This is a genomic window from Streptomyces sp. NPDC005808, assembly GCF_042871385.1.
Taxonomy (GTDB): Bacteria; Actinomycetota; Actinomycetes; order Streptomycetales; family Streptomycetaceae; genus Streptomyces.
This window is the reverse complement of the sequence record NZ_JBIAIK010000008.1, coordinates 134,875-161,475: the sequence shown is the minus strand read 5'-3', so window position 1 is coordinate 161,475 and position 26,601 is coordinate 134,875. Positions and strand designations below refer to the sequence as shown.

The 26,601-nt window shown below is 69.9% G+C and carries 19 protein-coding genes and 3 tRNA genes; 10 read left to right on the top strand and 12 right to left on the bottom strand.

The window, feature by feature from the left end:
* The first annotated feature begins 147 nt into the window (after positions 1-147).
* The gene (locus ACFYPC_RS19675; RefSeq protein ID WP_388677613.1) at positions 148-1,824 is read left to right on the top strand and encodes a long-chain fatty acid--CoA ligase; all 1,677 of its coding nucleotides are present in this window, start codon (positions 148-150) and stop codon (positions 1,822-1,824) included.
* A gap of 160 nt (positions 1,825-1,984) precedes the next feature.
* Here ACFYPC_RS19675 and ACFYPC_RS19670 read toward each other — a convergent pair whose 3' ends face one another.
* Together ACFYPC_RS19670 and ACFYPC_RS19665 are read right to left on the bottom strand one after the other, a co-directional pair.
* Positions 1,985-6,196, bottom strand: coding sequence for a PAS domain-containing protein (locus ACFYPC_RS19670; RefSeq protein ID WP_388677610.1), 4,212 nt, complete (start codon positions 6,194-6,196; stop codon positions 1,985-1,987).
* A 359-nt stretch (positions 6,197-6,555) separates the two neighbouring features.
* The gene (locus tag ACFYPC_RS19665; protein WP_388677607.1) at positions 6,556-7,116 is read right to left on the bottom strand and encodes an SSI family serine proteinase inhibitor; all 561 of its coding nucleotides are present in this window, start codon (positions 7,114-7,116) and stop codon (positions 6,556-6,558) included.
* 270 nt (positions 7,117-7,386) lie between these two features.
* Between ACFYPC_RS19665 and ACFYPC_RS19660 the strand changes: the two genes are divergently transcribed.
* Positions 7,387-7,477 (top strand) — tRNA-Ser (locus ACFYPC_RS19660).
* A 184-nt stretch (positions 7,478-7,661) separates the two neighbouring features.
* Positions 7,662-7,734 (top strand) — tRNA-Arg (locus tag ACFYPC_RS19655).
* Between the two features lie 337 nt (positions 7,735-8,071).
* On the opposite strand, the gene ACFYPC_RS19650 is transcribed toward ACFYPC_RS19655, so the two are convergent.
* Positions 8,072-8,701: a DUF6461 domain-containing protein gene (locus tag ACFYPC_RS19650; RefSeq protein ID WP_388677605.1), complete on the bottom strand. Its 630-nt coding sequence runs from the start codon at positions 8,699-8,701 to the stop codon at positions 8,072-8,074.
* 172 nt (positions 8,702-8,873) lie between these two features.
* Here ACFYPC_RS19650 and ACFYPC_RS19645 point away from each other — a divergent pair, with 172 nt between their 5' ends.
* The 6 genes from ACFYPC_RS19645 (at position 8,874) to ACFYPC_RS19620 (ending at position 17,636) form a co-directional block, all read left to right on the top strand.
* Positions 8,874-9,830, top strand: a complete 957-nt coding sequence (locus tag ACFYPC_RS19645; RefSeq protein WP_388677602.1) for a DUF2797 domain-containing protein — start codon at positions 8,874-8,876, stop codon at positions 9,828-9,830.
* 413 nt (positions 9,831-10,243) lie between these two features.
* The gene (locus ACFYPC_RS19640) at positions 10,244-10,984 is read left to right on the top strand and encodes a response regulator transcription factor (protein WP_266458853.1); all 741 of its coding nucleotides are present in this window, start codon (positions 10,244-10,246) and stop codon (positions 10,982-10,984) included.
* The gene (locus ACFYPC_RS19635; protein ID WP_388677599.1) at positions 10,981-12,636 is read left to right on the top strand and encodes an ATP-binding protein; all 1,656 of its coding nucleotides are present in this window, start codon (positions 10,981-10,983) and stop codon (positions 12,634-12,636) included. The genes ACFYPC_RS19640 and ACFYPC_RS19635 overlap by 4 nt, the downstream gene beginning before the upstream one ends.
* Before the next feature lie 14 nt (positions 12,637-12,650).
* Positions 12,651-14,141, top strand: a complete 1,491-nt coding sequence (locus ACFYPC_RS19630; RefSeq protein ID WP_388677595.1) for a glycosyltransferase — start codon at positions 12,651-12,653, stop codon at positions 14,139-14,141.
* A complete protein-coding gene (locus tag ACFYPC_RS19625; RefSeq protein WP_388677592.1) occupies positions 14,138-16,462 on the top strand; it encodes a glycosyltransferase family 39 protein in 2,325 nt (774 codons plus the stop codon). Before ACFYPC_RS19630 ends, ACFYPC_RS19625 begins: the two co-directional genes overlap by 4 nt.
* Before the next feature lie 394 nt (positions 16,463-16,856).
* A complete protein-coding gene (locus ACFYPC_RS19620) occupies positions 16,857-17,636 on the top strand; it encodes a TetR/AcrR family transcriptional regulator (protein WP_388677590.1) in 780 nt (259 codons plus the stop codon).
* A gap of 79 nt (positions 17,637-17,715) precedes the next feature.
* Here the strand turns inward: ACFYPC_RS19620 and ACFYPC_RS19615 are convergent, their stop codons facing one another.
* The 4 genes from ACFYPC_RS19615 to ACFYPC_RS19600 all read right to left on the bottom strand — a co-directional run bounded on the left by ACFYPC_RS19615 (position 17,716) and on the right by ACFYPC_RS19600 (position 22,183).
* Positions 17,716-18,186: a PPOX class F420-dependent oxidoreductase gene (locus ACFYPC_RS19615; RefSeq protein WP_388677587.1), complete on the bottom strand. Its 471-nt coding sequence runs from the start codon at positions 18,184-18,186 to the stop codon at positions 17,716-17,718.
* Positions 18,187-18,235: 49 nt separating this feature from the next.
* Positions 18,236-19,057, bottom strand: a complete 822-nt coding sequence (locus ACFYPC_RS19610; RefSeq protein WP_388677584.1) for a YceI family protein — start codon at positions 19,055-19,057, stop codon at positions 18,236-18,238.
* 100 nt (positions 19,058-19,157) lie between these two features.
* Entirely contained in the window at positions 19,158-21,650 is a 2,493-nt protein-coding gene (locus tag ACFYPC_RS19605) for an MFS transporter (protein ID WP_388677581.1), read from the bottom strand.
* Between the two features lie 29 nt (positions 21,651-21,679).
* The gene (locus ACFYPC_RS19600) at positions 21,680-22,183 is read right to left on the bottom strand and encodes a MarR family winged helix-turn-helix transcriptional regulator (RefSeq protein ID WP_388677578.1); all 504 of its coding nucleotides are present in this window, start codon (positions 22,181-22,183) and stop codon (positions 21,680-21,682) included.
* 235 nt (positions 22,184-22,418) lie between these two features.
* On the opposite strand from ACFYPC_RS19600, the gene ACFYPC_RS19595 reads away from it, so the two are divergent.
* Positions 22,419-22,619, top strand: coding sequence for a hypothetical protein (locus ACFYPC_RS19595; RefSeq protein WP_388677575.1), 201 nt, complete (start codon positions 22,419-22,421; stop codon positions 22,617-22,619).
* Between the two features lie 804 nt (positions 22,620-23,423).
* On the opposite strand, the gene ACFYPC_RS19590 is transcribed toward ACFYPC_RS19595, so the two are convergent.
* The 5 genes from ACFYPC_RS19590 to ACFYPC_RS19570 all read right to left on the bottom strand — a co-directional run bounded on the left by ACFYPC_RS19590 (position 23,424) and on the right by ACFYPC_RS19570 (position 26,589).
* Positions 23,424-24,335 (bottom strand): RNA polymerase sigma factor SigF, encoded by a 912-nt coding sequence (locus ACFYPC_RS19590; protein WP_388677572.1) that lies wholly within the window; start codon positions 24,333-24,335, stop codon positions 23,424-23,426.
* Positions 24,336-24,579: 244 nt separating this feature from the next.
* Positions 24,580-25,497 carry a SigB/SigF/SigG family RNA polymerase sigma factor gene (locus tag ACFYPC_RS19585; RefSeq protein WP_388678083.1) on the bottom strand — a complete coding sequence of 306 codons (918 nt, stop codon included), beginning with the start codon at positions 25,495-25,497 and terminating at the stop codon, positions 24,580-24,582.
* A gap of 345 nt (positions 25,498-25,842) precedes the next feature.
* Positions 25,843-26,136 carry a Dabb family protein gene (locus tag ACFYPC_RS19580; RefSeq protein ID WP_388677569.1) on the bottom strand — a complete coding sequence of 98 codons (294 nt, stop codon included), beginning with the start codon at positions 26,134-26,136 and terminating at the stop codon, positions 25,843-25,845.
* 35 nt (positions 26,137-26,171) lie between these two features.
* Complete coding sequence (locus ACFYPC_RS19575) at positions 26,172-26,345, bottom strand: hypothetical protein (RefSeq protein WP_388677566.1); 174 nt, start codon at positions 26,343-26,345, stop codon at positions 26,172-26,174.
* 159 nt (positions 26,346-26,504) lie between these two features.
* Positions 26,505-26,589 (bottom strand) — tRNA-Ser (locus ACFYPC_RS19570).
* Between the last annotated feature and the right edge of the window lie 12 nt (positions 26,590-26,601).

The window sequence follows — 26,601 nt, the reverse complement described above, 5'->3', positions numbered from 1 at the left end:
CCGCCCCCCGCGTCCCAACATCGGCCTCCCGGCCCCGCGCCGCCTCCCCCGCAAGATCACCACGAGCTGATCGATCATCCCGGCTAGTAGTGACATACCACGCGGTATGTGAGCAGAATCAGCCCAACCCTTGCCACTGCGTAGGCAATGTCGCCCCCCGGGAGGAACGCCGTGCTGAGCACGATGCAGGACGTACCGCTGCTGATTTCGAGGATCCTGACCCATGGGTCGCTGATCCACGGAACATCACAGGTGATCACCTGGACCGGGGAGGGAGAGCCGCAGCGCCGTTCCTACGCCGAGATCGGCGCCCGAGCCGCACAGCTCGCGCACGCCCTGCATGACCTCGGAGTGGAGGAAGGGCATCCGACGGGGACGCTGATGTGGAACAACGCCGAGCATGTGGAGGCGTACTTCGCGATCCCCTCCATGGGTGCGGTCCTGCACACCCTCAACCTCCGGCTCCCCGCGGAGCAGCTCGCCTACATCGTCAACCATGCCGCCGACCGCGTGATCATCGCCAACGGCTCGCTGCTTCCGCTGCTTGCGCCGCTCCTCCCCCATCTGCCGACGGTCGAGCACGTCGTGGTCTCGGGGCCCGGCGACCGTTCGCTGCTCGACGGAGCGACGGCACGGGTGCACGAGTACGAGGAACTGATCGCGGGCAGGCCGACCACCTACGACTGGCCCGAGCTGGACGAGCGCACGGCTGCGGCCATGTGTTACACCTCCGGCACGACCGGCGACCCCAAGGGCGTCGTCTACTCGCACCGTTCCATCTACCTGCACTCCATGCAGGTCAACATGGCTCAGTCGATGGGTCTCACCGACCGGGACACCACCCTCGTCGTCGTCCCGCAGTTCCACGTCAACGCCTGGGGTCTGCCGCACGCGACCTTCATGACCGGCATCAACCTGCTGATGCCGGACCGGTTCCTCCAGCCCGCGCCGCTCGCCGAGATGATCGAGAGTGAGAGGCCCACGCATGCCGCGGCCGTCCCCACCATCTGGCAGGGCCTGCTCGGCGAACTGACCGCGAAGCCCCGCGACGTTTCCTCCCTCACTCAGGTCACCATCGGCGGCTCCGCATGTCCCCCCTCGCTCATGGAGGCCTTCGACAAGCTGGGCATGCGGGTCTGTCACGCCTGGGGTATGACGGAGACGTCCCCGCTTGGCACCATCGCCCGGGCGCCGGCCCATGTCGTGGGTACCGACCAGGAGTTCGCCTACCGGCTGACGCAGGGCCGTTTCCCCGCCGGCGTCGAGGCCCGCCTCACCGGCCCGGGCGGCGAACGGCTCCCCTGGGACAATGAATCCGCCGGCGAACTGGAAGTCCGCGGTCCCTGGATCGCGGGCGCCTACTACGGCGGCCCGGGCGCCGAACCCCAGCGCCCCGCCGACAAGTTCAGCGAGGACGGCTGGCTCAAGACCGGCGACGTCGGCACGATCAGCTCCGACGGATTCCTGACGCTCACCGACCGAGCCAAGGACGTCATCAAGTCGGGCGGCGAGTGGATCTCGTCGGTCGACCTGGAGAACGCGCTGATGTCCCACCCGGACGTCGCCGAGGCCGCCGTAGTCGCCGTCCCCGACGACAAGTGGGGCGAGCGCCCCCTTGCCACCGTCGTCCTCAAGGAAGGCGCCACCGGCGACTTCAACGTCCTTCGTACCTTCCTCGCCGGCGAAGGGAAGATCGCCAAGTGGCAGCTCCCCGAGCGCTGGACGATCATCGAGTCGGTCCCGAAGACGAGCGTCGGCAAGTTCGACAAGAAGGTGCTGCGTCGGCAGTACGCCGCGGGTGAGCTGGACGTGACGCAGATCTAGCAGTTCCTGTATGTGTCTTGGGGCGTTGTTTCACGTGAAACAACGCCCCAAGCCCCTTATGTGCAAAGTCGGTCCGGGCCCCGATGCCCGCACCTGCGCGATCGGTCGATTCGTATCGATCCGCGTATCGACCCGCTGACCGGGCCGATCCGCGTACCGGTCAGTTCGTGCCGATCCGAGCCAGCAGATCCACGATCCGCTCCTGCACCTCGGCAGTGGTCGAGCGCTCTGCCAGGAACAGAACGGACTCCCCCGAGGCCAGCCGCGGAAGTTCGGCCTGGTCGACGGAGGCGGTGTAGACGACGAGCGGTGTGCGGTTCAACTGCCCGTTCGCGCGCAGCCAGTCGACGATCCCTGCCTGGCGTCGACGTACCTGCATCAGGTCCATCACCACCAGGTTCGGCCGCATCTGCGAGGCCAGTGTCACCGCGTCCGCGTCGGTCGAGGCCCGCGCGACCTGCATCCCGCGTCGCTCCAGCGTCGACGTCAGCGCGAGCGAGATCTCCGCGTGCTCCTCGATGAGCAGCACACGCGGCGGGTGCTGCTCGGAGTCCCGGGGCGCCAGGGCCTTCAGGAGTACGGCGGGATCGGCGCCGTACGCCGCCTCGCGCGTCGCCTGTCCGAGTCCCGCTGTCACCAGGACGGGCACCTCGGCGGCGACAGCGGCCTGGCGCAGTGACTGGAGTGCCGTCCGAGTGATCGGTCCGGTCAGCGGGTCGACGAAGAGTGCGGCCGGGAAGGCGGCGATCTGCGCGTCGACCTCCTCGCGCGAGTGCACGATCACGGGTCGGTAGCCGCGGTCGCTCAGTGCCTGCTGGGTCCTCACGTCGGGTGCGGGCCACACGAGCAGGCGCCGCGGGTTGTCCAGCGGTTCCGGCGGCAACTCGTCGTCCAGGGGCTGTAGCCGTGGCTGGTCGGCGACTTCGACGGCACCACCGGGACCGTCGAGCGGCTCGGGGCCCTCGTCGGCGTTCTCGTCCGGGGCTCCTATGGCGTACGACCGCCCGGCGCCCTCAGTGGCTCCGGCCAGCCGTGACCCGGGCGCCTGCCCACCCTGCGGGTGGGAAAGGGCTGCCGTCTCCGGGCGCTCGGCGGCAGGCTCGGGGGGTGTGCCCAGCTTGCGACGACGACCGCCATTGCCGTTGGTCTGATGCGGGGGAGGCGTCGGGGACTGCGACTGCGACTGCGGCTGGGCCTGCGCCTGCGGCGCCTGTGCTTGCGGTGCCTGGGGCTGGTTCGGGGCGGACTGGCGGCCGAACGGCACGCCCTGGCCGAGTGCCCGGACACTGATCGCGCGGCCCTGCGTCGAGTTGGGATCGATCGGGGCCGGAGCCGGGGCCTCGGCGGGCAGTGGCTGGGCAACGCGCGGCCGGGCGGGGGCGTTGGGCACGGAGGGTGCGGGTGTCGCGGCTTGAGCCGCTGTGCCGGGCTGCACCGACGCCGCTGCGGGCTGTGCCGGGGAGTCGGCGCCCGGTGTGTCGTGGGCGCTCGCGTTCGGCCAGGGCTGGGGGGTGGGTGCGCTGCCTGCGGGAGTCTCTGCGTTCCCGGGCCACGGCGCCTGCGCGGCGGAAGGCTGGGCCGGCGCAGCGGCCTGCGCCGCGGGTCCGGGCCGCCCGGCGGCGGCTGTCCCCGGAACTCCCTGCGGCGGAACTCCTTGTGCAGGTGTCCCCGCCGCACCCTGCTGCGCCGGGGGCCGTGCCGCACGGCGTCGTCCTGTAGGGCTGGAAACGGGGTGCGGCTGGGGCGGAGTGTGGTCGTCGGCCGGATCGTGACGCATCGCGTCGTGGCGGCCGTCATCGGCCCGGCCCTGAGGAGCGCCGACAGCACCGACAGCACCGACAGCGTCGGCCTGCTGGAGGAGTTGCCGCTGAGCCTGCTGCTGAGCCTCGACGTACTCCGGGGAGCGGTCCGCGTCCGCGGGCGGCAGCGCGAACACCGTGCGGGCGCCCGCCTCCTGCGTGGCGGACTGCTCGGCCGAGGCGGCCAGCGCACGCCGACGCCGCCCGGGCGCCCCGTCCGCGGCGGCACCAACGTCGGCCGCGCCCTGGGCGCCGACCGCATTCTGCGTACCGGCCGTACTCGGGGCCGCAGGCAACGCAGGCGGCAACGCGGCCTGTTCGCGGCCCTGTCGTGCGCGCCGTCCCGAAGGCACCGGCACGCCCTGCGCGGACACGGGCACGCCCTGTGCGGACACGGGCACGCCCTGTGCGGACACGGGCACGCCCTGCGGAGGCACCGTCCCGCCCAGTCCCGTACCCGCCGCCGCGGTCCCCGCCCCGTGCTCGCCCGCCATGACGACCGCGCCTTCGGAGGCGCCCCCCGCAAGAACCCCAGCCACATCGCCGGCCGAGTTGTCGACCGGGCTCGGCCGTCCACGCCGCCGCCCGGTACCACCGGAGGCCCCGCCATCGCCGGAGCTCTCGACGCCCGCCGTCTGGGTGGGAACGGACACCGCGCCGGCCGACCCGGCCGCCTGCTCCTCCGCCATGCGCCGCCGCCGACGCCCGGTGGGAGCGGTCGAGCCGCCGTCAGTGGCAGGGTCGGCGCCGGAGTCCGGATCGGACTCCCCCGCCACCTCGCTGTCCAGGAAGGCGTCCACGGAGGACCGCCGCGCCCGCCGCCTACCACCGCCCTCCCGGGAGGCCTGCTCGGGAAGTGCGATCTCGGAGCCGACCCCGGAGCCGGTCCCGACGGCGGCCGGAACCGCTCCGGCCCCACCGCCGATCGGCACCTCCAACACGAACGAGCTGCCGCTCATGCCCGGCACCTCGTGCGTCTGCAGCACGCCACCGTGTGCGCGCACCGTCCCGCGCACGATCGGCCCGTGCACCGGGTCTCCCCCGGCGTACGGCCCGCGCACCTCGATGCGCACGACCTCACCGCGCTGCGCCGCCGCCACGACGACGGTGTTGTCCATGTAACCGCCCGCGGACACGGGCGCGTTGCCGGTGGCGTCGACTCCGGCGACGTCGGCGATGAGATGCGCGAGGGCGTTGGCCAGCCGTTGCGGGTCGACCTCGGCCTCGATGGGCGGCGCGTGTACGGCGAACTGCACGCGTCCGGGCCCGATCAGTTCGACGGCCCCTTCCACACCGGCCGCCACGACCGCGTCGAGCATGACGTTCGTACGGGAGATCTCCTCGGCGCCGGAGTCGAGCCGCTGATAGCCGAGCACGTTGTCGACCAGTGTCGTGATCCGCGAATAGCCGGCGGCGAGGTGGTGGAGCACCTGGTTGGCCTCGGGCCACAACTGCCCGGCGTCGTCCGCGGCGAGCTTGGACAGTTCGCCCCGCAGCTGGTCCAGAGGTCCGCGCAGGGACAGCGAGAGCACGGCGAGCAGCTGCTCGTGCCGGGCGGCGAGGGCCTCGTACCGGTCCTTCTCGCGCTCCCCGAGCGACGCGTACCGCTCGTCACCCGCGGCGAGTTCCTCCTCGTGCTGCTCGCGCAGTTCGGCCAGCTCGGCGGCGTGCTGCTCGCGCAGCTCGGCGAGTTCCTTGTCATGGTCCTCGGCGGCTCGCGCGAGCTCCTGCTCGTGGAGCTCCTCAGCCTTGGTCTTCTCCTCGGCGAGGGTGTCGTACGGCCGCCGATCGGTGAACGTCATCACGGCGCCGACGAGCTGGTCCCCGTCGCGCACGGGCGCGGTCGTGAGGTCGACCGACACCTTGTCCCCGGACTTGGACCACAGCACCTGCCCGCGAACCCGGTGTTTCCGCCCGGAGCGCAGGGTGTCGGCGAGCGGCGACTCCTCGTACGCGAAGGGTTCGCCGTCGGCGCGCGAGTGAAGGATGAGGTCGTGCAGTGCCTGGCCGCCGAGATCACTGGCCCGGTATCCGAGTATCTGAGCGGCCGCCGGGTTGACGAGAACGACCCGCCCGTCCGTGTCCGTCCCCACGACACCCTCGGCCGCGGCCCGCAGGATCATCTCGGTCTGCCGTTGCGAACGCGCGAGTTCCGCCTCGGTGTCGACGGCGCCCGACAGATCCCGTACGACCAGCATGAGCAGCTCGTCGTTGGCGGGGCCGTAGCTGTCGTAGGCCTGCTGTCCGTTCTCAAGATTCGCACTGGTGACTTCGACAGGGAACTCACTGCCGTCGGTACGCCGCGCGATCATCCGGGTCGGCTTGGTCCGGCCGCTGGGGTCGATCGACTCGGGCCGGCGCATGCTGCCGGGGATGAGTCGGGAGTCGAACGCAGGCAGCAGATCGAGCAGTCCGCGCCCCACCAGAGCCGTGCCCGGGGCCTCGAAGGCCTCCAGAGCGATGGTGTTCGCGTTGACGACGGTCCCATTGGCGTTGACCAGCACCAACGCATCAGGCAGCGCGTCCAGTATGGCTGCGAGGCGAGCAGCGCCTCGGGATGGCCTGCTGCTCACGAGCGCTTCCTCCCTGTTACCGCACCTTGCCGTCCGCGGGTGCCATCTTGCCAACCGTCCCGCAGCGTGTCACGCGAGGGAGTCTACGGGCAGAGGTTGCGCTCGCGACGCCGGATGAGAGGGAGGTCGCACGCAGAACCGGCGTAGAAACCACGCAGAAGCGGCGCAGAAGCCGTGATCGCACATTTCACCCTCTTCGCCCCATGAGGAACCGTGGCGTCGCAACGACGCGGAACCGTGCTGCGACGGGGACGCGGAACCGTGATGCCACGGGGACGCGGAACCGTGATGCCACGGGGAATCCGCCGTGCCCTCACCCTGGCCTCCCTCTGTTCTGTCTCCGCTCTGCCTCTGCCCGGCTATGAGCGAAGTTCGGGAAGGAGAGGTGTGAGCGAGTTCCACCGCGAGATCTGGCAGCCGTCCCCGCGGTCGAACCTGGTGTCGACGGGCCGCCCCGCCCAGGTCCCGGTGACATGCGCGGTGGCCGGACCGCCGTACTGCATCGTGCACATGGCTCCCGGCGACACCGGGGCGAACGGATCCTTGCCCCAGCGAGCCCCTCGGTCGAGCGCACTGCACGCCCCGCTCACATCGGGGTGACTGCCACCGTCGGGATGACACCGCAGTTCGTACGTCCCGTCCGCACCGCTTCCCGCGTCGCTGACGGTCACCGTCAGCCGGTCCCGGGAGTCCTCGTCGCGGGCGGGCGGGGGCATCAGGGCCGGATTCGGGGCGGTTGCCGAGGCCGGGCTCGGGGCGGGACTGAGGAGCGGTTCGACGTAGGCGATGGCCGGCCCGAGGGACTTGAGGGACTCGGCGGAGGTGACCGACCCGGCGGGCAGAGCGGTGGCCGGCCCGGCGGGTACTGAGGAGAGCGCGGCGGCGGACGCGGCGGCAGTGAGGACGAGACGACGCAACATGACCTGACTAACGCCGCGCACCCCGCACAGTTGCGCGGAGTTCCGGTCACTCCCGTGCCGGGCCGGCTTCTCGTCCCTCCCCTCGCTCCGGGCTGTCCGCGCCTCCGGCCCCCGGGTGTCCGTCCTGTCTGCAGCTTCGCCCGCTCCCGCCACGTTTGGGCTTTGCTCTGCGGCCCGCCTGCCTAGTACCGTGGGACGCGATTGGTGACAGCCCGCTCGGCTGTGTCATCATCTGCACGCACCACTCGCGCTCGCGCGAGCGGTTGTGCGGGAGGCGTCGCCTAGTCCGGTCTATGGCGCCGCACTGCTAATGCGGTTTGGGCCTTCAAGCCCATCGAGGGTTCAAATCCCTCCGCCTCCGCACCAAGATCCGAAGCCCCGGCCCCTCTGGTCCGGGGCTTCGGCGTTACCCCAGGCCAGAGCGGGTCTGCGCAGCTCACAAGGGGTACGGCAAACGGATTTCACATGGCGGCGGCAGTCATGTAATGTTCTTCCTGTCGCCGCGAGCGGGCCGAAAGCCCAGGAAACGGGACAAAACAAAACAAGCACTCGTAGCTTAACGGATAGAGCATCTGACTACGGATCAGAAGGTTGCAGGTTCGAATCCTGCCGAGTGCACACAGGTGAGAGGCCCCGGAGAGATCCGGGGCCTTTTGCGTTTTCGGGGCGTACGGCAGAGGAGCGGAGGGATGGGTGACGGGGGATGGTGTGCCGGGCGTATCGAGGTTCTTCGGGCGGACTGGTCACATGGTGGCGCTCATGTTGATGACCTGTGGCTGGGTGGCCGCTGTGATCTCGAACTTTGTCGACTTGCCTCACGTCAGTCGGTCGGGTTGGGCGCTGGTTCTTGTGGGCTGCCTGTTTCTGCAGTGGGAGTGGCGACGTGTGTGGCGTCGCCAGGCCCCGTACGACGGGCGGTAGCCCGGGGTGCATCCACTCCGTGACCGCCCTGTGTTCAGGGGTGGTTGTGTGCGAAAGCGGCGGTTGGCAGGGGGGCCAGTGTTTCCTCCCAGGGGATGGAGATGCCGAGTTCGTGTTCCAGGAAGCGGAGGAAGGCGATGTCAGGTAGCTCGTCGCCGGTGTAGGTGAAGCCGGGCACCTCGGCTTCCGTCGCGGCGTGGTCCTGGCACGAATCCCGCGGTTCGTAGGAGGCCAGCACCTCGCCCGCACGGGCGTAGCCGATTTGCTGCATGCCCGCGCCGCTGCGGAACACGGCGTAAGCCCGTGTGCCGCGTGACAACGGCCCCAGGAAGTTCGTGCCGCGGCTCGAGAAGCTCTCGATGGCGTAGGCCCAGCCGGGGACGGCTCCGGCCCGGACGATCACCTGGGGGTGCGACAGAAACCCTGCGTCTTCCAGCCGGACCACGAGATCCTCGTCCTCCCAGTCGAGGAACTCCAGATCGCTCAGGTGGCCGTCCTGCGGCCAGAACTGCAGCTCGGCGACCGCGTCGGCGGTCAGTTCGTGGACGTGCGAGGGTTCCGCGCCCATCCGGACCAGCAATTCCTGCGGCGTAATTCCCTCGCACAGCGTGAAGGCGTAGCCGACGTCATACACGTTCGCTATCCATCGCAGCCCGTTCTCCATCTCGCCCTTCCTCGGTGGACCCCATCGGGTGCAAAGTAGCCTGGCCCGGCAGGGTTCTTGGCCGGAGCGGCGCTGCAGTTGTGATTGCCGGCTGCTCCGGGAGATCCGGGCCGCTGGCTTCCGCTTTCGCACCGGGGCGGCGTTGTCAGTGGTGGCCTCTACGCTTTTGGTGATGGCACAGGCGTGGAGATGTACGGGGCTGCGGTGGGCCGGGGGTGTCCCCGTGCTCGGGTGGGACGGGGGGCGGAGCAGTGCGTTGACCTGGGGGCGGCAGGTTGCGTTCGGTGTGGTGGACGGGGGCCTGCGGAGGTGTGTGGGGGCGCGGGGGAACGCGTGTCCGGTGAAAGCCGCGGTGGCCGGGCGCAGTGTCGGAGCCCGGTGCGAGGAGTGCGGGCGGCTGGAGCGGGCCCACTCCGTCGCCGCCGACACCATCGCGGACGATCTTCGGCCCTACTCCGTCTATCTGGCCTGGTTCGGGCCCGGGATGGTCAAGGTCGGGATCACTGCCGTCGAGCGCGGGTCGGCTCGGCTCCTGGAGCAGGGAGCCGTTGTCTTCAGCTGGCTGGGGCGGGGGCCGTTGATGGCTGCCCGGCGGAGCGAAGAGCTGCTGCGTACGGTCCTCGGCGTACCGGACCGGATTGCCTACGACGCCAAGCGGGCCGTCCGGAGTGTGCTGCCGGACGCGGAGGTCCGGGCGGCCGAGGTCCGTGAGCTGCACGCGCGGGCGGTGGGCCTCGGAGGGTGGCCGGAGTCCTTGAGGCGGATGCCGTTCGAGGCGGTCGATCACGCCGGTGCCTTCGGACTCGGCGGGTTGGCACCGGCCTGGGGTGTCGTCGGTGAACTGGTCGCGGGGGGTGTGGTGAGGGGGGAACTGGTCGCCGCTGCCGGGCCCGATCTGCATCTGGCCACCGAGCGCGGGGTCGTCGTCCTCGACACGCGGCTCATGGCGGGGTGGGACCTGACCGCGGCGCCCAGCGTGCCTGCGGCGCCCACCGTGCCTGCGGCACCGGCCACGCCTGCCGCCCCCGCCGCCGACGTCGGCACCCCTCCCACCGCCCCCCGAATCACTGTCCCTGTACGGGAGTTGAAGGATCCAAAGGATGCCGTCGTCCAGGACGGGCTCTTTTGAAGGGACGAAATGGTCAAGGCTTCGATCCCGTTCGGATCCCGTCCGGATCCCGTCCGGATCCCGTCCGGATCCCGTCCGGATCCCGTCCGGATCCCGTCCGGAAGGTGCTCGTGATGACGCGCACGCCGCGCCCCCGCGCCCTCCCGGGATGACGCGCCCGCCGCGCCCCCGCACCCTCCCGGGATGACGCGCACGCCGCGCCCCCGCGCCCTTCCGGGATGATGTGCACGCCCCGCGCCCCTCACCCTCCCGGGATCACGTGCCCCCTACGGCTCGCGCCCCTACGGGATCAATCCGTCACCCTGAGTGCTAAGGCCTTGCCAGGTGTTCCCTGAGAGGCGCCTGTGCGTTTCTCAGGAAAATCACAGGTTCCGGAAAGGATGCTCTCAGCGGCGCCGAGCAATGTGTCGGCTATGACCACGACCTCGCCCCAGGGGCGCACCGAACTGCTGAGGCCGGACGGGAGCCCCGTCCGAGTGCTTGTGGTGGACGACGAGCTGTCGATCACCGAGCTGTTGTCCATGGCCCTTCGTTATGAAGGCTGGCAGATCCGCAGCGCGGGCGACGGGACGGGAGCGATTCAGACCGCTCGCGACTTCCGGCCCGACGCCGTCGTCCTCGACATGATGCTGCCCGACATGGACGGGCTGACCGTCCTGGGGCGGTTGCGCCGTGAGCTGCCCGACGTGCCCGTTCTGTTCCTTACCGCAAAGGACGCCGTCGAGGACCGTATCGCCGGGCTCACCGCCGGCGGCGACGACTACGTCACCAAGCCCTTCAGCCTCGAAGAGGTCGTGGCCCGGCTGCGCGGGCTGATCCGCCGCTCCGGCGCCGCCGACCGCCGTAGCGACTCCGTGCTCGTCGTCGGGGACCTCACCCTGGACGAGGACAGCCACGAGGTGTCGCGGAGCGGTGAGGGCATCCACCTCACCGCGACCGAGTTCGAGCTGCTGCGCTTCCTCATGCGCAACCCACGCCGGGTGCTCAGCAAGGCGCAGATACTCGACCGTGTGTGGTCGTACGACTTCGGCGGCCAGGCCAACGTCGTCGAGCTGTACATCTCCTACCTGCGCCGCAAGATCGACGCCGGTCGTGAGCCGATGATCCACACGCGGCGCGGAGCCGGTTATCTGATCAAGCCCGCGGCGTCATGAGCGGACGACGACGGCCGCGAGCGCAGAAGAGGCGAGGACGACAGCCGCGCACCCTGCGGACGCGGCTCGTCGTCTCGGCGGTGGCGCTCATCGCCGTGGTCTGTGCGGTGATCGGCACGGTGACGACCATCGCACTGCAGAATCATCTGTACGAGCAGCTGGACAGCCAGCTCGGCGAAGCCGCGATGCGTGCGACCGGAGGCCCGCTGAAGCCGGGGGGCGGGAACCCGGCCGCCAACACCCCGAACAACCAGCTCCCCGGGGCCAACGGCAACTCCACCTCACAGGACAACTCACAGGACAACTCGCAGACCAACACCTTCGAGTTCCTCACCCGGGGGCCGAGTCAGGAGAACACCATCGCCGCCGTCGTGCAGAACGGCGCGATCACCGACGCGGTCATCTCCAAGGAGAAGACCGACACCAGCGGCACCTTCCAGGAGATGGACATACCGCAGCTCACCGAGGCGCAGACGGCCGCCCTCGGCTCCGTGTCCAAGACCGGCGTGCACAGCGTGGAGATCCCCGGCCTCGGCGAGTACCGGGTCAAGTACCAGTCGGGTGTCAAGGGCGACTTCTACATCGCCATCCCCACCAAGTCCGTCACCAGCACCATCAGCACCCTCATCATCGTCGAGGTGTGCGTCACCGGCGCCGGTCTGATCGCCGCCGGTATCGCGGGCAGTGTGCTCGTGGGCGTGGCCCTGCGCCCGCTGCGCCGGGTCGCCGCCACCGCCACCCGCGTCTCCGAACTCCCCCTGCACAGCGGCGAAGTCGCCCTGTACGAGCGTGTCCCCGAGTCCGAGGCCGACCCGCACACCGAGGTCGGCCAGGTCGGCGCGGCCCTCAACCGGATGCTCGACCACATCCACGGCGCCCTGCACGCGAGACAGCAGAGTGAGACGCGGGTACGGCAGTTCGTCGCGGACGCGAGCCATGAGCTGCGTACGCCACTGGCGTCCATCCGCGGTTATGCCGAGCTGACCAGACGCGGCCGCGAGGAGACCGGGCCCGACACCCGGCACGCGCTGGGCCGGATTGAATCCGAAGCCGGGCGTATGACGCTCCTTGTCGAGGACCTGCTGCTGCTCGCGCGGCTCGACGCCGGGCGGCCCCTGCAGTACGAGCAGACCGACCTCGTACCGCTCGTCATCGACTCCGTGAGCGACGCCCGGGCGGCCGGGCGTGATCACAACTGGCGCCTGGAGTTGCCGGACGAGCCCGCGCTCGTCCTCGCGGACGCGGCTCGGCTGCAACAGGTGATGGTCAATCTGTTCGCAAATGCACGCACGCACACACCGCCGGGTACGACGGTGACGGCACGTGTCCGCCAGCAGGGACCGTGGATCTGCGTGGACGTCCAGGACGACGGCCAGGGCATTCCGCCGGACCTGCTTCCGCACGTCTTCGAGCGCTTCGCGCGCGGCGATACCTCGCGCTCCCGCTCCTCCGGCTCGACCGGTCTCGGTCTGGCCATCGTGCAGGCCGTGGCGTCCGCGCACGGGGGCGCGGTGACCGTCGACAGTGTTCCCGGACGTACGGTGTTCACCCTGCATCTGCCCGCGGTGCCCGTGGAAACGTCCGTAACAAATTCGCAAACGTTCTCACAGGTTCAGCACAGTGCCACCACATGGGCGCAACAGGGCGCGTGAGGAAAGTAGTTGGCATGCGAACCGACTCTTCTCCCGGCAATCTGCCGGCGCGGGAGCACCTCCCGGCCGGGTCCGCCGGTACGCCTGTCCTGGACGTAGTGATCCCCGTCTACAACGAGGAGAAGGACCTTCAGCCGTGTGTCATGAGACTGCACGAGCACCTCAAGCGCACCTTCCCTTACGAGTTCCGCATCACCATCGCGGACAACGCGTCGACCGACACGACCCCGCAGGTCGCCGCACGGCTGGACGCGGAACTGCCGGAAGTCAGGGCCTTCCGACTGGAGCAGAAGGGCCGGGGCCGGGCGCTGCGCACGGTGTGGTCCGCCTCCGACGCGCCGATCCTCGCGTACATGGACGTCGACCTGTCCACCGACCTCAACGCCCTGCTGCCGCTGGTGGCCCCGCTGATCTCGGGCCACTCGGATCTCGCGATCGGCTCGCGTCTCGCGCGGAGTTCGCGCGTGGTGCGCGGTGCCAAGCGGGAGTTCATCAGCCGTACCTACAACCTCATCCTGCGCGGTTCGCTGCAAGCGCGCTTCTCCGACGCCCAGTGCGGCTTCAAGGCGATCCGGCGTGATGTCGCCCAGGTGCTGCTGCCGCTGGTCGAGGACACCGGCTGGTTCTTCGACACCGAGATGCTGGTGCTCGCCGAACGGGCCGGGCTTCGCATCCACGAGGTGCCGGTCGACTGGGTCGACGACCCGGACTCGACCGTGCACATCGTCAAGACCGCGACGGACGACTTGAAGGGCGTCTGGCGCGTCGGCCGCGCCCTCGCCACCGGTTCGCTGCCGCTCGACCGGCTCGCCCGGCCCTTCGGGGACGACCCGCGCGACCGCGAGCTGACCGACGTACCCAAGGGCCTCGCCCGCCAGCTCGTCGGCTTCTGCGTGGTCGGCGCCCTGTCCACGCTCTTCTACCTGCTGCTCTACAGCGGCTTCCGGTTGTTCTCGGGCTCGCAGGTCGCCAACGCGCTCGCCCTGCTGGTCTCGGCCGTCGCCAACACGGCCGCCAACCGGCGTCTGACCTTCGGCGTGCGCGGCCGGGGCGGCGCCGTCCGCCACCAGGCCCAGGGCCTGGTCGTGTTCGGTATCGGTCTCGCCCTCACCAGTGGTTCGCTCGCCGCCCTGAACGCGGCGACGACCGACCCGGGACACTCCACGGAACTGGCGGTGCTCATCGCCGCCAACCTCGCGGCGACGGTCCTGCGCTTCCTGCTCTTCCGGGCCTGGGTCTTCCCCGACCGGCGCGACGAGACGCCCTCCCCGGTCGTGGCGGGGAACCACTTGGCCTCCCCGACCTACTCGACGGCGGCTCCGCAGCACTACCCGAGCTATCAGGGGCACCAGGGCCGCGAGCACTCGCCGCTGACCCAATCTCCGTACGACACAGACCAGTTCCGCGCCGGCGAAGCCGCGGACCGCACCTACGGGGACGCGACCATGCAGTTGGAAGCGGCACGCCCGTATGACGACGATCCGAATCCGAGGAACGCACGATGACCACGCAGTCCGATACGGGCCATCAGGGGGGAGCGAATCCCCCCACCGGTACCGCGGATTCCGCCGCCGGTACCGTGAATCCCCCCACCGGTACCGCGGATTCCGCCGCCGGTACCGTGAATCCCGCCACCGGAACCGTGAATTCCCCCGCGGGTACCGCGGATCCCGCTGCCGGGCCGACGGCTTCGACGGCTGTACACGAGCCGGTCGTGCCCACCGCCTCCCCCGACTCCGGTGAGCCCAAGCAGCCCTTCGCGCGCCGCGTCTGGCGCGGCCGGCCCGAGGACCCGAGCTGGGCGCGCCCCGCGTTCCTCGGCCTGCTGGTCGTCACCGCGGTCCTGTACCTGTACAACCTGAGCGCCTCCGGCTACGCCAACTCCTTCTACTCCGCGGCCGTCCAGGCCGGCAGCGAGAGCTGGAAGGCCTTCTTCTTCGGCTCGCTGGACGCCTCCAACGCCATCACCGTCGACAAGCCGCCGGCCTCGCTGTGGCCGATGGAGCTGTCGGTACGGATCTTCGGCCTCAACTCCTGGGCGATCCTCGTTCCCGAGGTGCTCATGGGCGTCGCCACGGTCGGCGTCCTGTACGCGGCCCTGCGCCGCCGCTTCAGCCCGGCAGCGGGTCTGATCGCGGGCGCGGTGCTCGCGCTCACCCCTGTCGCCGCGCTGATGTTCCGGTTCAACAACCCGGACGCGATCCTCGCGCTGCTGATGACCGTCACGGTCTACTGCGTGATCCGCGCCCTGGAGGACGGCCGTACGAAGTGGCTGGTCTGGGCGGGTGTCGCGGTCGGCTTCGCCTTCCTGTCGAAGACCCTGCAGGCCTTCCTGATCCTGCCGCCGCTCGCCATCCTGTACGCGGTCTGCGGGCCGGTGAAGCTGAAGCAGCGGTTCGTGCAGCTGGGCTGGTCGACGCTCGCGCTGCTCGTCTCCGGCGGCTGGTGGGTCGCGATCGTCGAGCTGTGGCCGGCGTCCTCGCGCCCGTACATCGGCGGCTCGCAGAACAACTCCTTCCTTGAACTGACCTTCGGCTACAACGGACTTGGCCGTATCAACGGCGAGGAGACCGGCAGCGTCGGCGGCGGCACCGGTGGCACCGCGCGGTGGGGCGAGACCGGCTGGAACCGGATGTTCAACGACGAGATCGGCAGCCAGATCTCGTGGCTGCTGCCGGCCGCGCTGATCCTTTTCGTCGCCGGTCTCGTTCTCACCCGCAAGGCCAAGCGGACAGATCTGACGCGCAGTTCGTTCCTCGCCTGGGGCGGCGCGCTGCTGATCACCATGCTGATCTTCAGCTATATGGCCGGCATCTTCCACCAGTACTACACGATCGCCCTGGCCCCCTACATCGCCGCCCTGGTCGGCATGGGCGCGACGGCGCTGTGGGCGGAGCGCACCAAGATCTGGGCCTCGCTCACCCTCGCCGCCTCGGTCACCGCGACCGCGGCCTGGGGGTACGTCCTCCTCAACCGCACCCCCGACTACCTGCCCTGGCTCAAGTGGCTGGTCCTCGTCGGTGGTCTGGTCGGCGCGCTCGGCCTGATCTTCGTGGCCAAGCTGGGCCGCCAACTGGCCCTCGCAGCCGCTGCGTTGAGCTTCGTGGCCGCGATCGCGGGTCCGACCGCGTACACGCTGAGCACGGTGAACACCGGGCACACCGGGTCCATCGTGACGGCCGGTCCGGCGGGCGCGAGCAGGGGCGGGTTCGGCGGCGGTGGCGGCGGTGGCGCGGCCGGCGGTGGCGGTGGCATGCGCGGCGGCCTCGCCGGTGGCGCGCCCGGCCAGAATCAGCAGGGCGGTACCACCGGCCAGCCTCCGACCGGTGGTACCGGTGGCGGCTTCCCCGGCGGTGGCGCGAACGGCAACACCCAGCAGAACGGCCAGGGCGGCCGGGCGGCCGGGGGCGGCATGGGCGGTGGCGGTGGCGGCGCGGCCGGTCTGCTCAACGGTGCGACCGTCACCGACGAGGCCAAGGACCTGCTGCAGAAGAACGCCGACGACTACACCTGGGCGGCCGCAGCCATCGGTGCCCAGAACTCCGCCAACTACCAGCTCGCTACCGGCGACCCGGTGATGGCGATCGGCGGCTTCAACGGGACCGACCCGTCGCCGACGCTGGCCCAGTTCCAGCAGTACGTGGCCGACGGCAAGATCCACTACTTCATCGCGAGTTCGACAGGTGGTGGTGGTGGCGCCATGGGCGGCGGCACCAGTGAGGGCACCTCGTCCCAGATCACCACGTGGGTCGAGGCCAACTACACGAAGGTGACGGTCGGTACGGCCACCTTCTACGACCTGACGCAGCCGACGAGCACCGGCTGACGGCTTTTTGCCGAGTCGTATCCGACGGCTTCTTCACAGGGCGGTGGCCCGGGGCATTCGCTCCGGGCCACCGCCTTTTCCGTACGCCGAGTGCAGGCTGCGCGCTCCCGCCTGGTCAACCTGTCTAAGGCTCCGCGGTAATGGTGTCGGTGTCGGTGTCGGTGTCGTTGCCGGTGTCGTTGTCCGTGGCGGTGGCGGTGGCGGTGGCGGTGTCCGGGTATCCGGTAGCAAGGTGTATCCGGTAGCAGGGTGTATGCGTAGCAGGGTGTATGCGTAACCGCGTGTGCGCGTAACCGCGTGTGCACCGGGCGCGCATAGCATCGGAAGGGGTGGATCGGGCGGCTCCCTTCCGCTCTGCCGCTTCCCGATGTGCCGAGTTGCAGGAAGGTGCGACATGGTGAGGGCAGCCGACCGGGCCGAGCGTCCGGCGCGGACCAGTGTCTGGCTGGCGGGCAGGGCTCCCCGGGGCGGTGCGGCCCACCGTGGCGGCGGCCAGCCGTCGGGGCTCGACCGGGACCGGATCACCGAGGTCACGGTGCGGCTGCTTGACGCGGAGGGAATGGCGAAGTTCTCCATGCGCCGGCTGGCCGCCGAACTGAACGTCACGGCGATGTCCGTGTACTGGTACGTCGACACCAAGGACGACCTGCTCGAACTGGCCCTCGACGCGGTCTTCGGTGAACTCGAGCTGCCCGACCCGGGGTCGGGCGAGGACTGGCGCGATCAGCTGCGCGCCCTCGCCGGTGGCTATCGTGCCCTGCTGGTGCGCCACCCCTGGGTGTCCCCGCTCATCGGCACCTTCCTGAACATCGGCCCGCACTCCACGGCCTTCACGCTCCGCGTGCAGGAGGTGGTCCGCAGGACGGGGCTGCCGCCGCACGGGCAGATGGGCGCGCTCTCGGCGGTCTTCCAGTTCGTGTACGGCTTCGGCACGATCGAGGGTCACTTCGTGCAGCGCTGCGCCTCGGCGGGGATGAGCCAGGACGAGTACTACCGCCAGGCCATGAGCACGATCGGCGAACAGCCGCAGTTCGCGGAGCACTTCGAGCATTCCGCGGATCTTCTGGAGGCGCGTGGTGGTGACCCGGTCGAGGAACTGCGGGAGCGGGACTTCAAGTTCGCGATGGAGACGCTGATCGCGGGGATCGAGGCGATGGTCGCGCGGGGCGGCTGAGCCTGCGGGGCCGCCTACGGGCTGTGGGGGCACGGCCCCTATCGCCCGTGGGCGGGTGCAGCTCTCATTCCGGCGGGCGTCAGTCCTGCGGGGCCAGTCGTGCCGGGAAGCCGCCCGTCGCGACCGGCCCCCACCTCTCCGGCGTGACCCGGATGATCGACTTGCCCTGCTTGAGCATCGCCTCGCGGTACTCGTCCCAGTCAGGGTGCTCGCCGGCGATGTTGCGGTAGTACTCGACGAGGGGCTCGACGGAGTCGGGTACGTCGAGGACTTCGGCCGTCCCGTCGATCTGGACCCACGGGCCGTCCCACTCGTCGCTCAGGATGATCAGGCTGACCCGCTCGTCCCGCTTGGCGTTGCGGGCCTTGGCGCGCTCGGGGTAGGTCGAGACGACGATGCGGCCGGAGTCGTCGACCCCGCAGGTCAGCGGAGAGCCCTGGGGGCTGCCGTCGCTGCGGCGGGTGAGCAGGATGGCGCGGTGGCGGGGACGTACGAAGTCCAGAAGTTCTTCGCGGGATACGGAGGTGTTCGTCGCGGTGTTCGGTGCCATGGCTCGCAGCCTAGGGCCTGGGGCAGCGGTGTGGCTGTCCCTGTTGTTCCTATGTCTGGGGGAAAGATTCGCCTTGTAGGGCCTGGATGTCCAGTTCCACCTTCAGCGTGGTGCCGATGGCCGCGATGCCCGCCTGGAGGATCTGGTTGTAGTTCATCGCGAAGTCCTCGCGGTGCAGGTCGGCCGTGGCGCGGAAGGCCGCGCGGGTGCCGCCCCAGGGGTCGGCGCCGGTGCCCAGGTAGGCCAGGTCCAGGTCGACAGGGCGTACGACACCGTGCATGGTCAGTTCGCCGTGGACGGTCCAGCGGTCGGAGCCCGCGAGGGTGAGGCCCGTCGAGTGGTAGGTGATCTCGGGGTACGTGAGGACGTCCAGGAAGTCCGGGGACTTCAGGTGTTCGTCGCGCATCGCGTTGCCGGTGTCGATGGAAGCAGCCTTGATCACCGCCTCGACACGGGACTTGGCGGGCTCGTCCGGGGCGATCTCGATCCGGGCCGCGAAGTCGGTGAAACGGCCGTGCACGCTGGAGATGCCCAGGTGCTGGGCCACGGCACCGACGGACGAGTGTGCCGGGTCGACGGTCCAGAGGCCCGGGGGCGGCAGTTCGGTGCCGCCCTGGCGGGCGAGGGTCACGTTGCCGACCTCGGCCCGGCCGCTCGCCGTGACGAGGGCGCTGGAGGCCGCGGGCGCGTAACCGACCGCTGTGACGATCACCGTGTACGCGCCGGGGGTGAGGGGCGTCGCGTCGCGCACGGTTCCCTCGGTGTCCGCCTCGGCGCGCAGCACCTGGGCGCCGGTCATGTCGGTCAGCGTGACGACCGCGTGCGACACGGCCCATCCGTCCCGCGTACGGATCCTTGCGGTCAGTCCCATCCCGTTGTCTCCTTGAAGATCACTGCAAGTCGGTCGAAGAGGGCCGGCCCGTGGAGGCGCGCCTCCGCTCAGAGCGCGCGCCCCACGGGCCGGGGTCCAACTACTCGCCGGGGTGGGCGAGTTCGATGTCGTGTGCGTCGACGCCGCGGCCGTTGACGGTGAGCGCGGTGGCCACCGGCGGGTAGCCCGTCGCGATGACCGTGTACTCGCCGCTGTCCAGGTCGGTGAAGGCGTACGCCCCGTCCGTGCCGGTTCTGGCGGTGCCGACCACGTTGCCTGCCGCGTCCACCAGCGTGACCCGGGCATCGCCGAGCGGGCTGCCCTGTGCCCGTACGACACCCTGGACCAGGGCGCCGGGGGCGAGTTCGACCTCGACCCGGGTGGGACCGGTGCCTGTGACCTCGACCGGCAGGGCCACGGGCCGGTGTCCGGCGGCGTTGACCGCGACGGTCACGGCGCCCGGGATCAGCTCGGCGAAGGTGAACTCGCCCTGCTCACCGGTGGTTCCGGTGGCCAGTACGTCACCGCGCACGTCGGTCACGATGACCATGGCGTCCTTGACCGCGGTTCCGGTTTCAAAGGCCCGTACGACACCGCTCAGACCGCTCGTGCCGCTCAGCAGGATGTCGTAGGTGACCGGCCCGTCGCTCACCAGGACCGTCGAGGCCTGCGGCTGGAAACCGTCGGCGGAGGCGATCAGGACGTAACTGCCCACGCCGGGCGCGTCCACGGCGTAGGAGCCGTCGGCCTGCGCGACCGAGCGGCCCAACTGCCGTCCTGCCGACGAGATCAGCGTGACCGCGGCCTGCGGCACGGGCGCGCTCTCGGCGCCGCGGACGTACCCGTGTACCGGAATTCCGATGGGTGTGGTGGCCATGGGGGTGGTCTCCCTCTCCGGCGGGGCGGAGGTCGTGGGCCGCTGCGGGTCTTCGGGGGCTGCTTCCGGCCGCGCCTCGGCCCAGCTCGGGACCTTCTGTTCGGCGGACGAAGCCTCCGCGGCCTGCGCCAGGCCGCCCGAGGTCCGCAGCGGGACCTCCTTGATGAACAGCGTCACCAGGAAGGCGAGCAGCGCCATTGCCGCGGCGATCAGGAAGACGTCGGCGATGCCGTGGCCGTACGCGCTCTCCACGATCGTGCGCAGCGGCGCGGGCAGCTTGTCGACGTCCGGGATGGTGCTCTCGGAGCTGGAACCGGCCGCCAGCGAGGCGTACTTGGGGTCGAGGCCGGCCAGGCCGTCCTTGATGTAGTCGGTGATCCGGGTGGCCATCACCGCACCCAGTGCGGAGACGCCGATCGCGCCGCCGAGGGAACGGAAGAACGTCACCGTGGAACTGGCCGAGCCGAGGTCCGCGGGGGCCACCTGGTTCTGCGTGGAGAGCACCAGGTTCTGCATCATCATGCCGACCCCGAGACCCATGAGCGCCATGAAGACCGCGATGTGCCAGTAGACCGTGTCGTACCGGATGGTGCCCAGCAGGCCCAGCCCGGCGGTGACCAGGACGCCACCGCTGACCAGCCAGTACTTCCACCTGCCGGTCTTGGTGATGACCTGGCCGGAGACGGTGGAGGAGAGGAACAGACCGGCGATCATCGGGATGGTCATGACGCCGGACATCGTCGGCGACTTGTCCCGGGCCAGCTGGAAGTACTGGCTGAAGAAGACCGTGCCGGTGAACATCGCGACGCCCACGAAGAGCGAGGCGATGGAGGAGAGGGTGATGGTGCGGTTGCGGAACAGCCGCAGCGGGATGATCGGCTCGCTCGCCCTCGACTCGACGAGCACGAACAGCAGCCCGAGCAGGACCGATCCGCCGACCATCGCGTACGTCTGCCAGGACACCCAGTCGTACTTGTTGCCGCCGAAGGTGACCCAGATCAGCAGCAGCGAGACGGCGGCGGAGATGAAGAACGCGCCGCCCCAGTCGACCTTCACCTCGCGCTTCACGACGGGCAGGTGCAGGGTCTTCTGCAGCACGATCAGCGCGACGACGGCGAACGGCACACCGACGTAGAAGCACCAGCGCCAGCCGAGCCACGACGTGTCGGTGATGACACCGCCGAGCAGCGGACCGCCGACGGTCGCGACCGCAAAGGTGGCGCCGAGATAGCCGGAGTAACGCCCGCGCTCGCGCGGGGAGATCATCGCGGCCATGATGATCTGGGCGAGGGCGGACAGACCGCCTACGCCGATGCCCTGCACCACACGGCAGGCGATCAGCATCCCGGGGTTCTGCGACAGTCCGGCGGCGGCCGAGCCGAGCACGTAGACGATGAGCGCTATCTGTACGAGCGTCTTCTTGCTGTACAGGTCGGAGAGCTTGCCCCACAGGGGCGTCGTCGCGGTCATGGCCAGCAGCGAGGCCGTGACGACCCAGGTGTAGGCGGACTGGCCACCCCCCAGGTCGCCGATGATCTCGGGGAGCGCGTTGGTGACGATCGTGGACGACAGGATCGCGACGAACAGTCCGAGCAACAGCCCGGAGAGCGCCTCCATGATCTGCCGGTGTGTCATCGGAGCGCCGGCGGCGGATCCGGAGGACCCGCCCCCGTGCTTGGCGTGCGCCCGCACACCGGACGGTGTGGTTGTAGCCATGGGCTTCCTTCTGTTGCGTACTTTCGTACTCATGCGGGTGTACGGGTGGCCGGGTCCGGCGCCGTCGGCTCGTGTTCCGCCGGGAGCCGGTGAGGGATGGCGGCGCGGCAGTCGCCGAAGCTCTCGCGCAGCCGGCCCATGAGGTGGATGAGGAGCCCGACCTCGTCGTCGGACCAGCCGCTCAGCCGGTCGGCGAGAAGGCGCGAGGTGCGCCGGGACAGCTCGTCGAGCCGTTCGTGTCCGGCGGGGGTGAGGCGCAGGATGCGCGAGCGTCTGTCGGCCGGGTCGGGGGACCGTCCGATCCAGCCCCGGTCCGCGACGTGCGCGACATGGCGGCTGGTCACCGACATGTCCACGGCCAGCAGCTCGGCGAGCCGGCTCATGCGCATCTCGCCGTACCGGCCGAGCAGCGTCAGTACGGCGGCGGAACCCGCGGGGCAGTCGGGCGGCAGGATGCGCGCCAGGTCCCGCTTGACGGCACCGATGGCGCTGAGCTGACGAGCCAACTCCTCGTACTGCGTCTGCTCGGCCATCGCCCCTCCTTGATTCGTTGCCTTGGGCAACGATAAAGAGGTTGGTTGTTACAGGCAAACTAAATCGGAGGATCGCGACCTAAAGCCTTGGCAAAGGCACGCATTGGCGAACGTAAACTCGCAGGTGGGAGTGGGCTCAGAGCGTGCTATTCCGACCGGCGCGGGGGCCGCGGAGGGCCGAGGGCGGAACCCCCGCACTTGGGCAACCGTCCCGCGTTCGCTAGTGTCCTGGGCCATGGCAAACACCCAGGGCCCCGAGGGCAACCACGACCCCGCGGGAAGCACCCAGATGTTCCGCGCATTCGTCGACGAGGCCCCCCAGGGCCGGCAGCAGCAGGCGGTGGCCGCTCCGGCGGGCCCCCGCATCGGCCTGATCATCGGAGTCGTCCTCGCCGTCGCGGTCGTGGCCGCGGTGGCCTGGCTCGCCCTCAAGTAGAACGCCGTTCCGGTCGCCGACGCGGCGGGTGCCCCTGCCGCTCGTGGCGTCGGGGGTCGCGCGCCGCCGGGCGACATCCACCTCGCACGGCGATGTACGGGGACGGGGTGCGCGGGGGAGCAGGCGCCCCGCCGCGTCCGTCCACGGACACGTCTGATCGGCCTCTCGCGCTCCGGGATGCCGAGTCGGCCTCTCGCGCTCCGGGATGCCGAAGGGTGAGCGCGTCCGGCTTGGGCTCCGTGGGAGTCGCAGGGGGTGAGCGGGCCGGTGTCTGCGAGCCACAACTCCCGCCCGTACGGCCGGATTCCGCATCGCCCGGCGATGTCGTACGTCCGTCTCCGGGAGCGACTGGCGCAGCCGCAGCCGCAGCCGCAGTCCCCGGCACGAGTACGCCGCTTCCGTCGTCCGGGGTCTCCGCCCCGCCCGAAGTCCCGCTCCCTGCCGCCCTCTTGGCGCCCTCGGACGCCGAGGCCTCCTCCGGAGGGCCCAGGGGAATCAACTGCACGTCCCCCGTGGATGTCACCGCAGGCCCGGACGCGGGATGCTGCACGGCGACGCAACCGCCCCGCAGCCCAGCCGTCCCCGGCGCCGAGTGTGCTCCCCAGGCCCCAGGCCCCAGGCCCTGGACCCCAGACCCTGGACGCACCACAGCCGCCGAGGCGCCCACAAGAGCCCCTCGGCGACCACGAATTCACCCGGATCGACTGTCGGCGCGGCATCGCGTCAGCGTGGCTGACGAACCGTCAGATGTGAACCCCCAGGGCCGGCTGGTCGTGCCGCCGATACACCGGCCCCGCGGGCGGTTCAGTCCGAGATCAGCCCTTCCCGGAGCTGCGAGAGCGTCCGGGTCAGGAGCCGGGAGACGTGCATCTGCGAGATGCCGACCTCCTCGCCGATCTGCGACTGGGTCATGTTCGCGAAGAAGCGGAGCATGATGATCCGGCGCTCGCGGGGCGGCAGTTTGGCGAGCAGCGGCTTGAGGGACTCGCGGTACTCGACGCCCTCCAGAGCGGTGTCCTCGTAACCGAGGCGGTCCGCGAGGGAGCCCTCGCCGCCGTCGTCCTCGGGGGCGGGCGAGTCGAGGGACGACGCCGTGTACGCGTTGCCGACCGCGAGGCCGTCGACCACGTCCTCCTCGGACACGCCGAGCGCGACGGCGAGTTCGGCGACGGTGGGCGAGCGGTCGAGCTTCTGGGAGAGCTCGTCGCTGGTCTTGGTGAGGGCGAGCCGCAGCTCCTGGAGGCGGCGCGGGACGCGCACCGACCAGGACGTGTCGCGGAAGAACCGCTTGATCTCGCCGACGACCGTCGGCATCGCGAACGTCGGGAACTCCACGCCGCGTTCGCAGTCGAAGCGGTCGATCGCCTTGATCAGGCCGATCGTGCCGACCTGGACGATGTCCTCCATCGGCTCGTTACGGGAGCGGAAGCGTGCCGCCGCGTACCGGACGAGCGGGAGGTTGAGCTCGATGAGGGTGTCCCGGACGTAGGCACGCTCGGGGCTGTTCTCACCCAGTGCGGCGAGCCGCAGGAACAGGGAGCGGGACAGGGTGCGGGTGTCGATGGCCCCTGAGGTCGCCGGTGCCGGGACGGCTTGGGCGGCCGGAGCGGCATCGGGGGCCGGAAGGGCTGGAACATCGACATGGTGAAGCGCGTCGGGCGCGGGTTCGCTCTTCGTGAGCGTGAGCACCTTCGAGCTGCCCTGTTCTGCGGACATGCCACCCCCTTTGGGTCGCGGACGGTCGCGGCGGACGCTCCCGTCGGAGGAACGCAGCCTCCACCTGAATACCGGAGGCGGGGCCGCGGCAAACGCGGTAGCCGCAGAATGTCACATGTCGGCAACACGCTGAAGTGATATGTCGACACGGAGGGGGTGAATAGGCCCTGGGTAGAGGGGGTCTGACGGTTTTTCAGCGCTGAAGGACCGGAAAAGACGCCGGTGAGCGATTCGCTCTTACCGGTTACGCCTCGATCCTGTTTGCGGATCTGAGGCGCGCGAAGCTACGGGCGAGAAGTCTTGACACATGCATCTGGGACACGCCCAGTTCCGCGCTGATCTGTGACTGCGTCAAATTGCTGTAGTAGCGCAGGAGGAGGATCCGCTGTTCGCGCTCGGGCAGTTGTACGAGGAGATGGCGTACGAGGTCGCGGTGTTCGACCCCGTCGAGGGCCGGATCCTCGTAGCCGAGCCGGTCGAGCAGTCCGGGCAGCCCGTCGCCCTCCTGGGCGGCTTCGAGGGAGGTCGCGTGGTACGAGCGTCCGGCCTCGATGCAGGACAGCACCTCCTCCTCGGTGATCCGCAGCCGCTCGGCGATCTCCGCGGTGGTGGGCGAGCGCCCGAAGGCCGTCGTGAGGTCTTCCGTGGCGCTGTTCACCTGCACCCACAGCTCGTGCAGCCGACGCGGTACGTGGACGGTACGGACGTTGTCGCGGAAGTACCGCTTGATCTCGCCGACGACGGTCGGCATCGCGAAGGTCGGGAACTGCACGCCCCGGTCCGGGTCGAAGCGGTCGATCGCGTTGATCAGGCCGATCGTGCCGACCTGGACGACGTCCTCCATCGGCTCGTTGCGGCTGCGGAAGCGGGCGGCGGCGTACCGGACGAGCGGGATGTTGGCCTCGATGAGCGCGCCGCGTACGCGGTCGTGCTCCGGGGTGCCCGGCTGGAGCTCCTTGAGCTGACCGAAGAGCACCTGCGTGAGGGCCCGGGTGTCGGCGCCGCGGCGTCGCTCCGGGGCGGCGTCCTGGGGCGGGTCCTGCACGATCACGACGTCCTGCGGCGGCGCCTGCGGTGTGTGCGGCGCCTGCGGCCCGTGCGGTGCAGGCGGTGCGTGTGAGGTCTGCGGCTCGTGCGGCGACTGTGGTGCCTGGGCCGAGATCTGGGGCGGTGTCTGCGGTGAAGCCTGCGGGGCTGCCTGCGGGGAGGCCTGCAGGGATGTCTGCAGGGGTGTCTGCGGCGAGGCCTGCAGTGGTGCTTGCGGCGGTGCTTGAGGCGCAGTACTGGCCGGCACGGTCAACTCCACCTCTATCATCCGTCAGATCCATCAACTCATCCGTCAAAAGCGGTCATAGCATCACAAGACATGTGCACTGTGTGCAAGCACCCCATAACGCCGTGTTGAACGAGATTTAGGGAGAGTTGGGACCCGAGACGCAAAAGAGCCCCTCGCCGGTTGCGGCGAGGAGCTCCGGGTGGTGCGCCTCGGAAGGACGAGCCGGGCGGCTCAGAACGGATAGTCGGCGATCACCCACGTCGCGAACTCACGCCACAGCGCGACGCCCGCCTGGTGCGCCGGGTGCTCCAAGTACCGCTTCAGCGCGTCGATGTCGTCGACGGCGGAGTTGATCGCGAAGTCGTACGCGATGGGTCGTTCGGTGATGTTCCAGTCGCACTCCCAGAAGCGCAGTTCCGGGATCTGCTCGCCGAGCGCACGGAACGCGGCGGCGCCCGCGACGACATTCGCGTCGTCGCGCTTGACACCCTCGTTGAGCTTGAAGAGGACCAGATGGCGGATCACGGGCACTCCCTGGTGGTGCGGTTCTCGGCTCAGTCCTAAGCCCCGTTGGCGATCCACGTCATGAAGTCGCCGACGCCCTGAGCGGCGTTCGATATGCCTTCGAACCCTATCTGGACGTAGCCGGCCGCCGTCTCCGGATCCGTGATGATCACGTAGAGCGCGAAGACCACGAGCACATAGACGGCGATCTTCTTCGAATTCACCGCCATCGCGGCCTCCCCTGTGACTGCTGCGCCCGGTGGGGCCCTGTTGACGGCGGCGAGTGTAACCTTCACACCCTCTTTTCGGCCCAACGGCCCGCTGGTCGCGGCCTTTTGCAGGCTGCGAACGCACGAAGGGCCCCGCCTTCCGACGGGACCCTTCTCAAGCGGTAGCGGAGGGATTTGAACCCTCGGTGACTTGCGCCACACTCGCTTTCGAGGCGAGCTCCTTCGGCCGCTCGGACACGCTACCGAGAGAGACCTT

Coding starts and splice junctions, on each gene's coding strand:
- ACFYPC_RS19615 (WP_388677587.1), bottom strand. CDS start 18,186: ATGGCACCGAACACCGCGACGAACACCTCCGTATCCCGCGAAGAACTT.
- ACFYPC_RS19575 (WP_388677566.1), bottom strand. CDS start 26,345: ATGGCGGTGAATTCGAAGAAGATCGCCGTCTATGTGCTCGTGGTCTTC.
- ACFYPC_RS19640 (WP_266458853.1), top strand. CDS start 10,244: ATGACCACGACCTCGCCCCAGGGGCGCACCGAACTGCTGAGGCCGGAC.
- ACFYPC_RS19600 (WP_388677578.1), bottom strand. CDS start 22,183: ATGGCCGAGCAGACGCAGTACGAGGAGTTGGCTCGTCAGCTCAGCGCC.
- ACFYPC_RS19635 (WP_388677599.1), top strand. CDS start 10,981: ATGAGCGGACGACGACGGCCGCGAGCGCAGAAGAGGCGAGGACGACAG.
- ACFYPC_RS19590 (WP_388677572.1), bottom strand. CDS start 24,335: ATGTCCGCAGAACAGGGCAGCTCGAAGGTGCTCACGCTCACGAAGAGC.
- ACFYPC_RS19650 (WP_388677605.1), bottom strand. CDS start 8,701: ATGGAGAACGGGCTGCGATGGATAGCGAACGTGTATGACGTCGGCTAC.
- ACFYPC_RS19610 (WP_388677584.1), bottom strand. CDS start 19,057: ATGGGACTGACCGCAAGGATCCGTACGCGGGACGGATGGGCCGTGTCG.
- ACFYPC_RS19645 (WP_388677602.1), top strand. CDS start 8,874: ATGGCACAGGCGTGGAGATGTACGGGGCTGCGGTGGGCCGGGGGTGTC.
- ACFYPC_RS19620 (WP_388677590.1), top strand. CDS start 16,857: ATGGTGAGGGCAGCCGACCGGGCCGAGCGTCCGGCGCGGACCAGTGTC.
- ACFYPC_RS19665 (WP_388677607.1), bottom strand. CDS start 7,116: ATGTTGCGTCGTCTCGTCCTCACTGCCGCCGCGTCCGCCGCCGCGCTC.
- ACFYPC_RS19630 (WP_388677595.1), top strand. CDS start 12,651: ATGCGAACCGACTCTTCTCCCGGCAATCTGCCGGCGCGGGAGCACCTC.
- ACFYPC_RS19595 (WP_388677575.1), top strand. CDS start 22,419: ATGGCAAACACCCAGGGCCCCGAGGGCAACCACGACCCCGCGGGAAGC.
- ACFYPC_RS19605 (WP_388677581.1), bottom strand. CDS start 21,650: ATGGCTACAACCACACCGTCCGGTGTGCGGGCGCACGCCAAGCACGGG.
- ACFYPC_RS19675 (WP_388677613.1), top strand. CDS start 148: ATGTCGCCCCCCGGGAGGAACGCCGTGCTGAGCACGATGCAGGACGTA.
- ACFYPC_RS19625 (WP_388677592.1), top strand. CDS start 14,138: ATGACCACGCAGTCCGATACGGGCCATCAGGGGGGAGCGAATCCCCCC.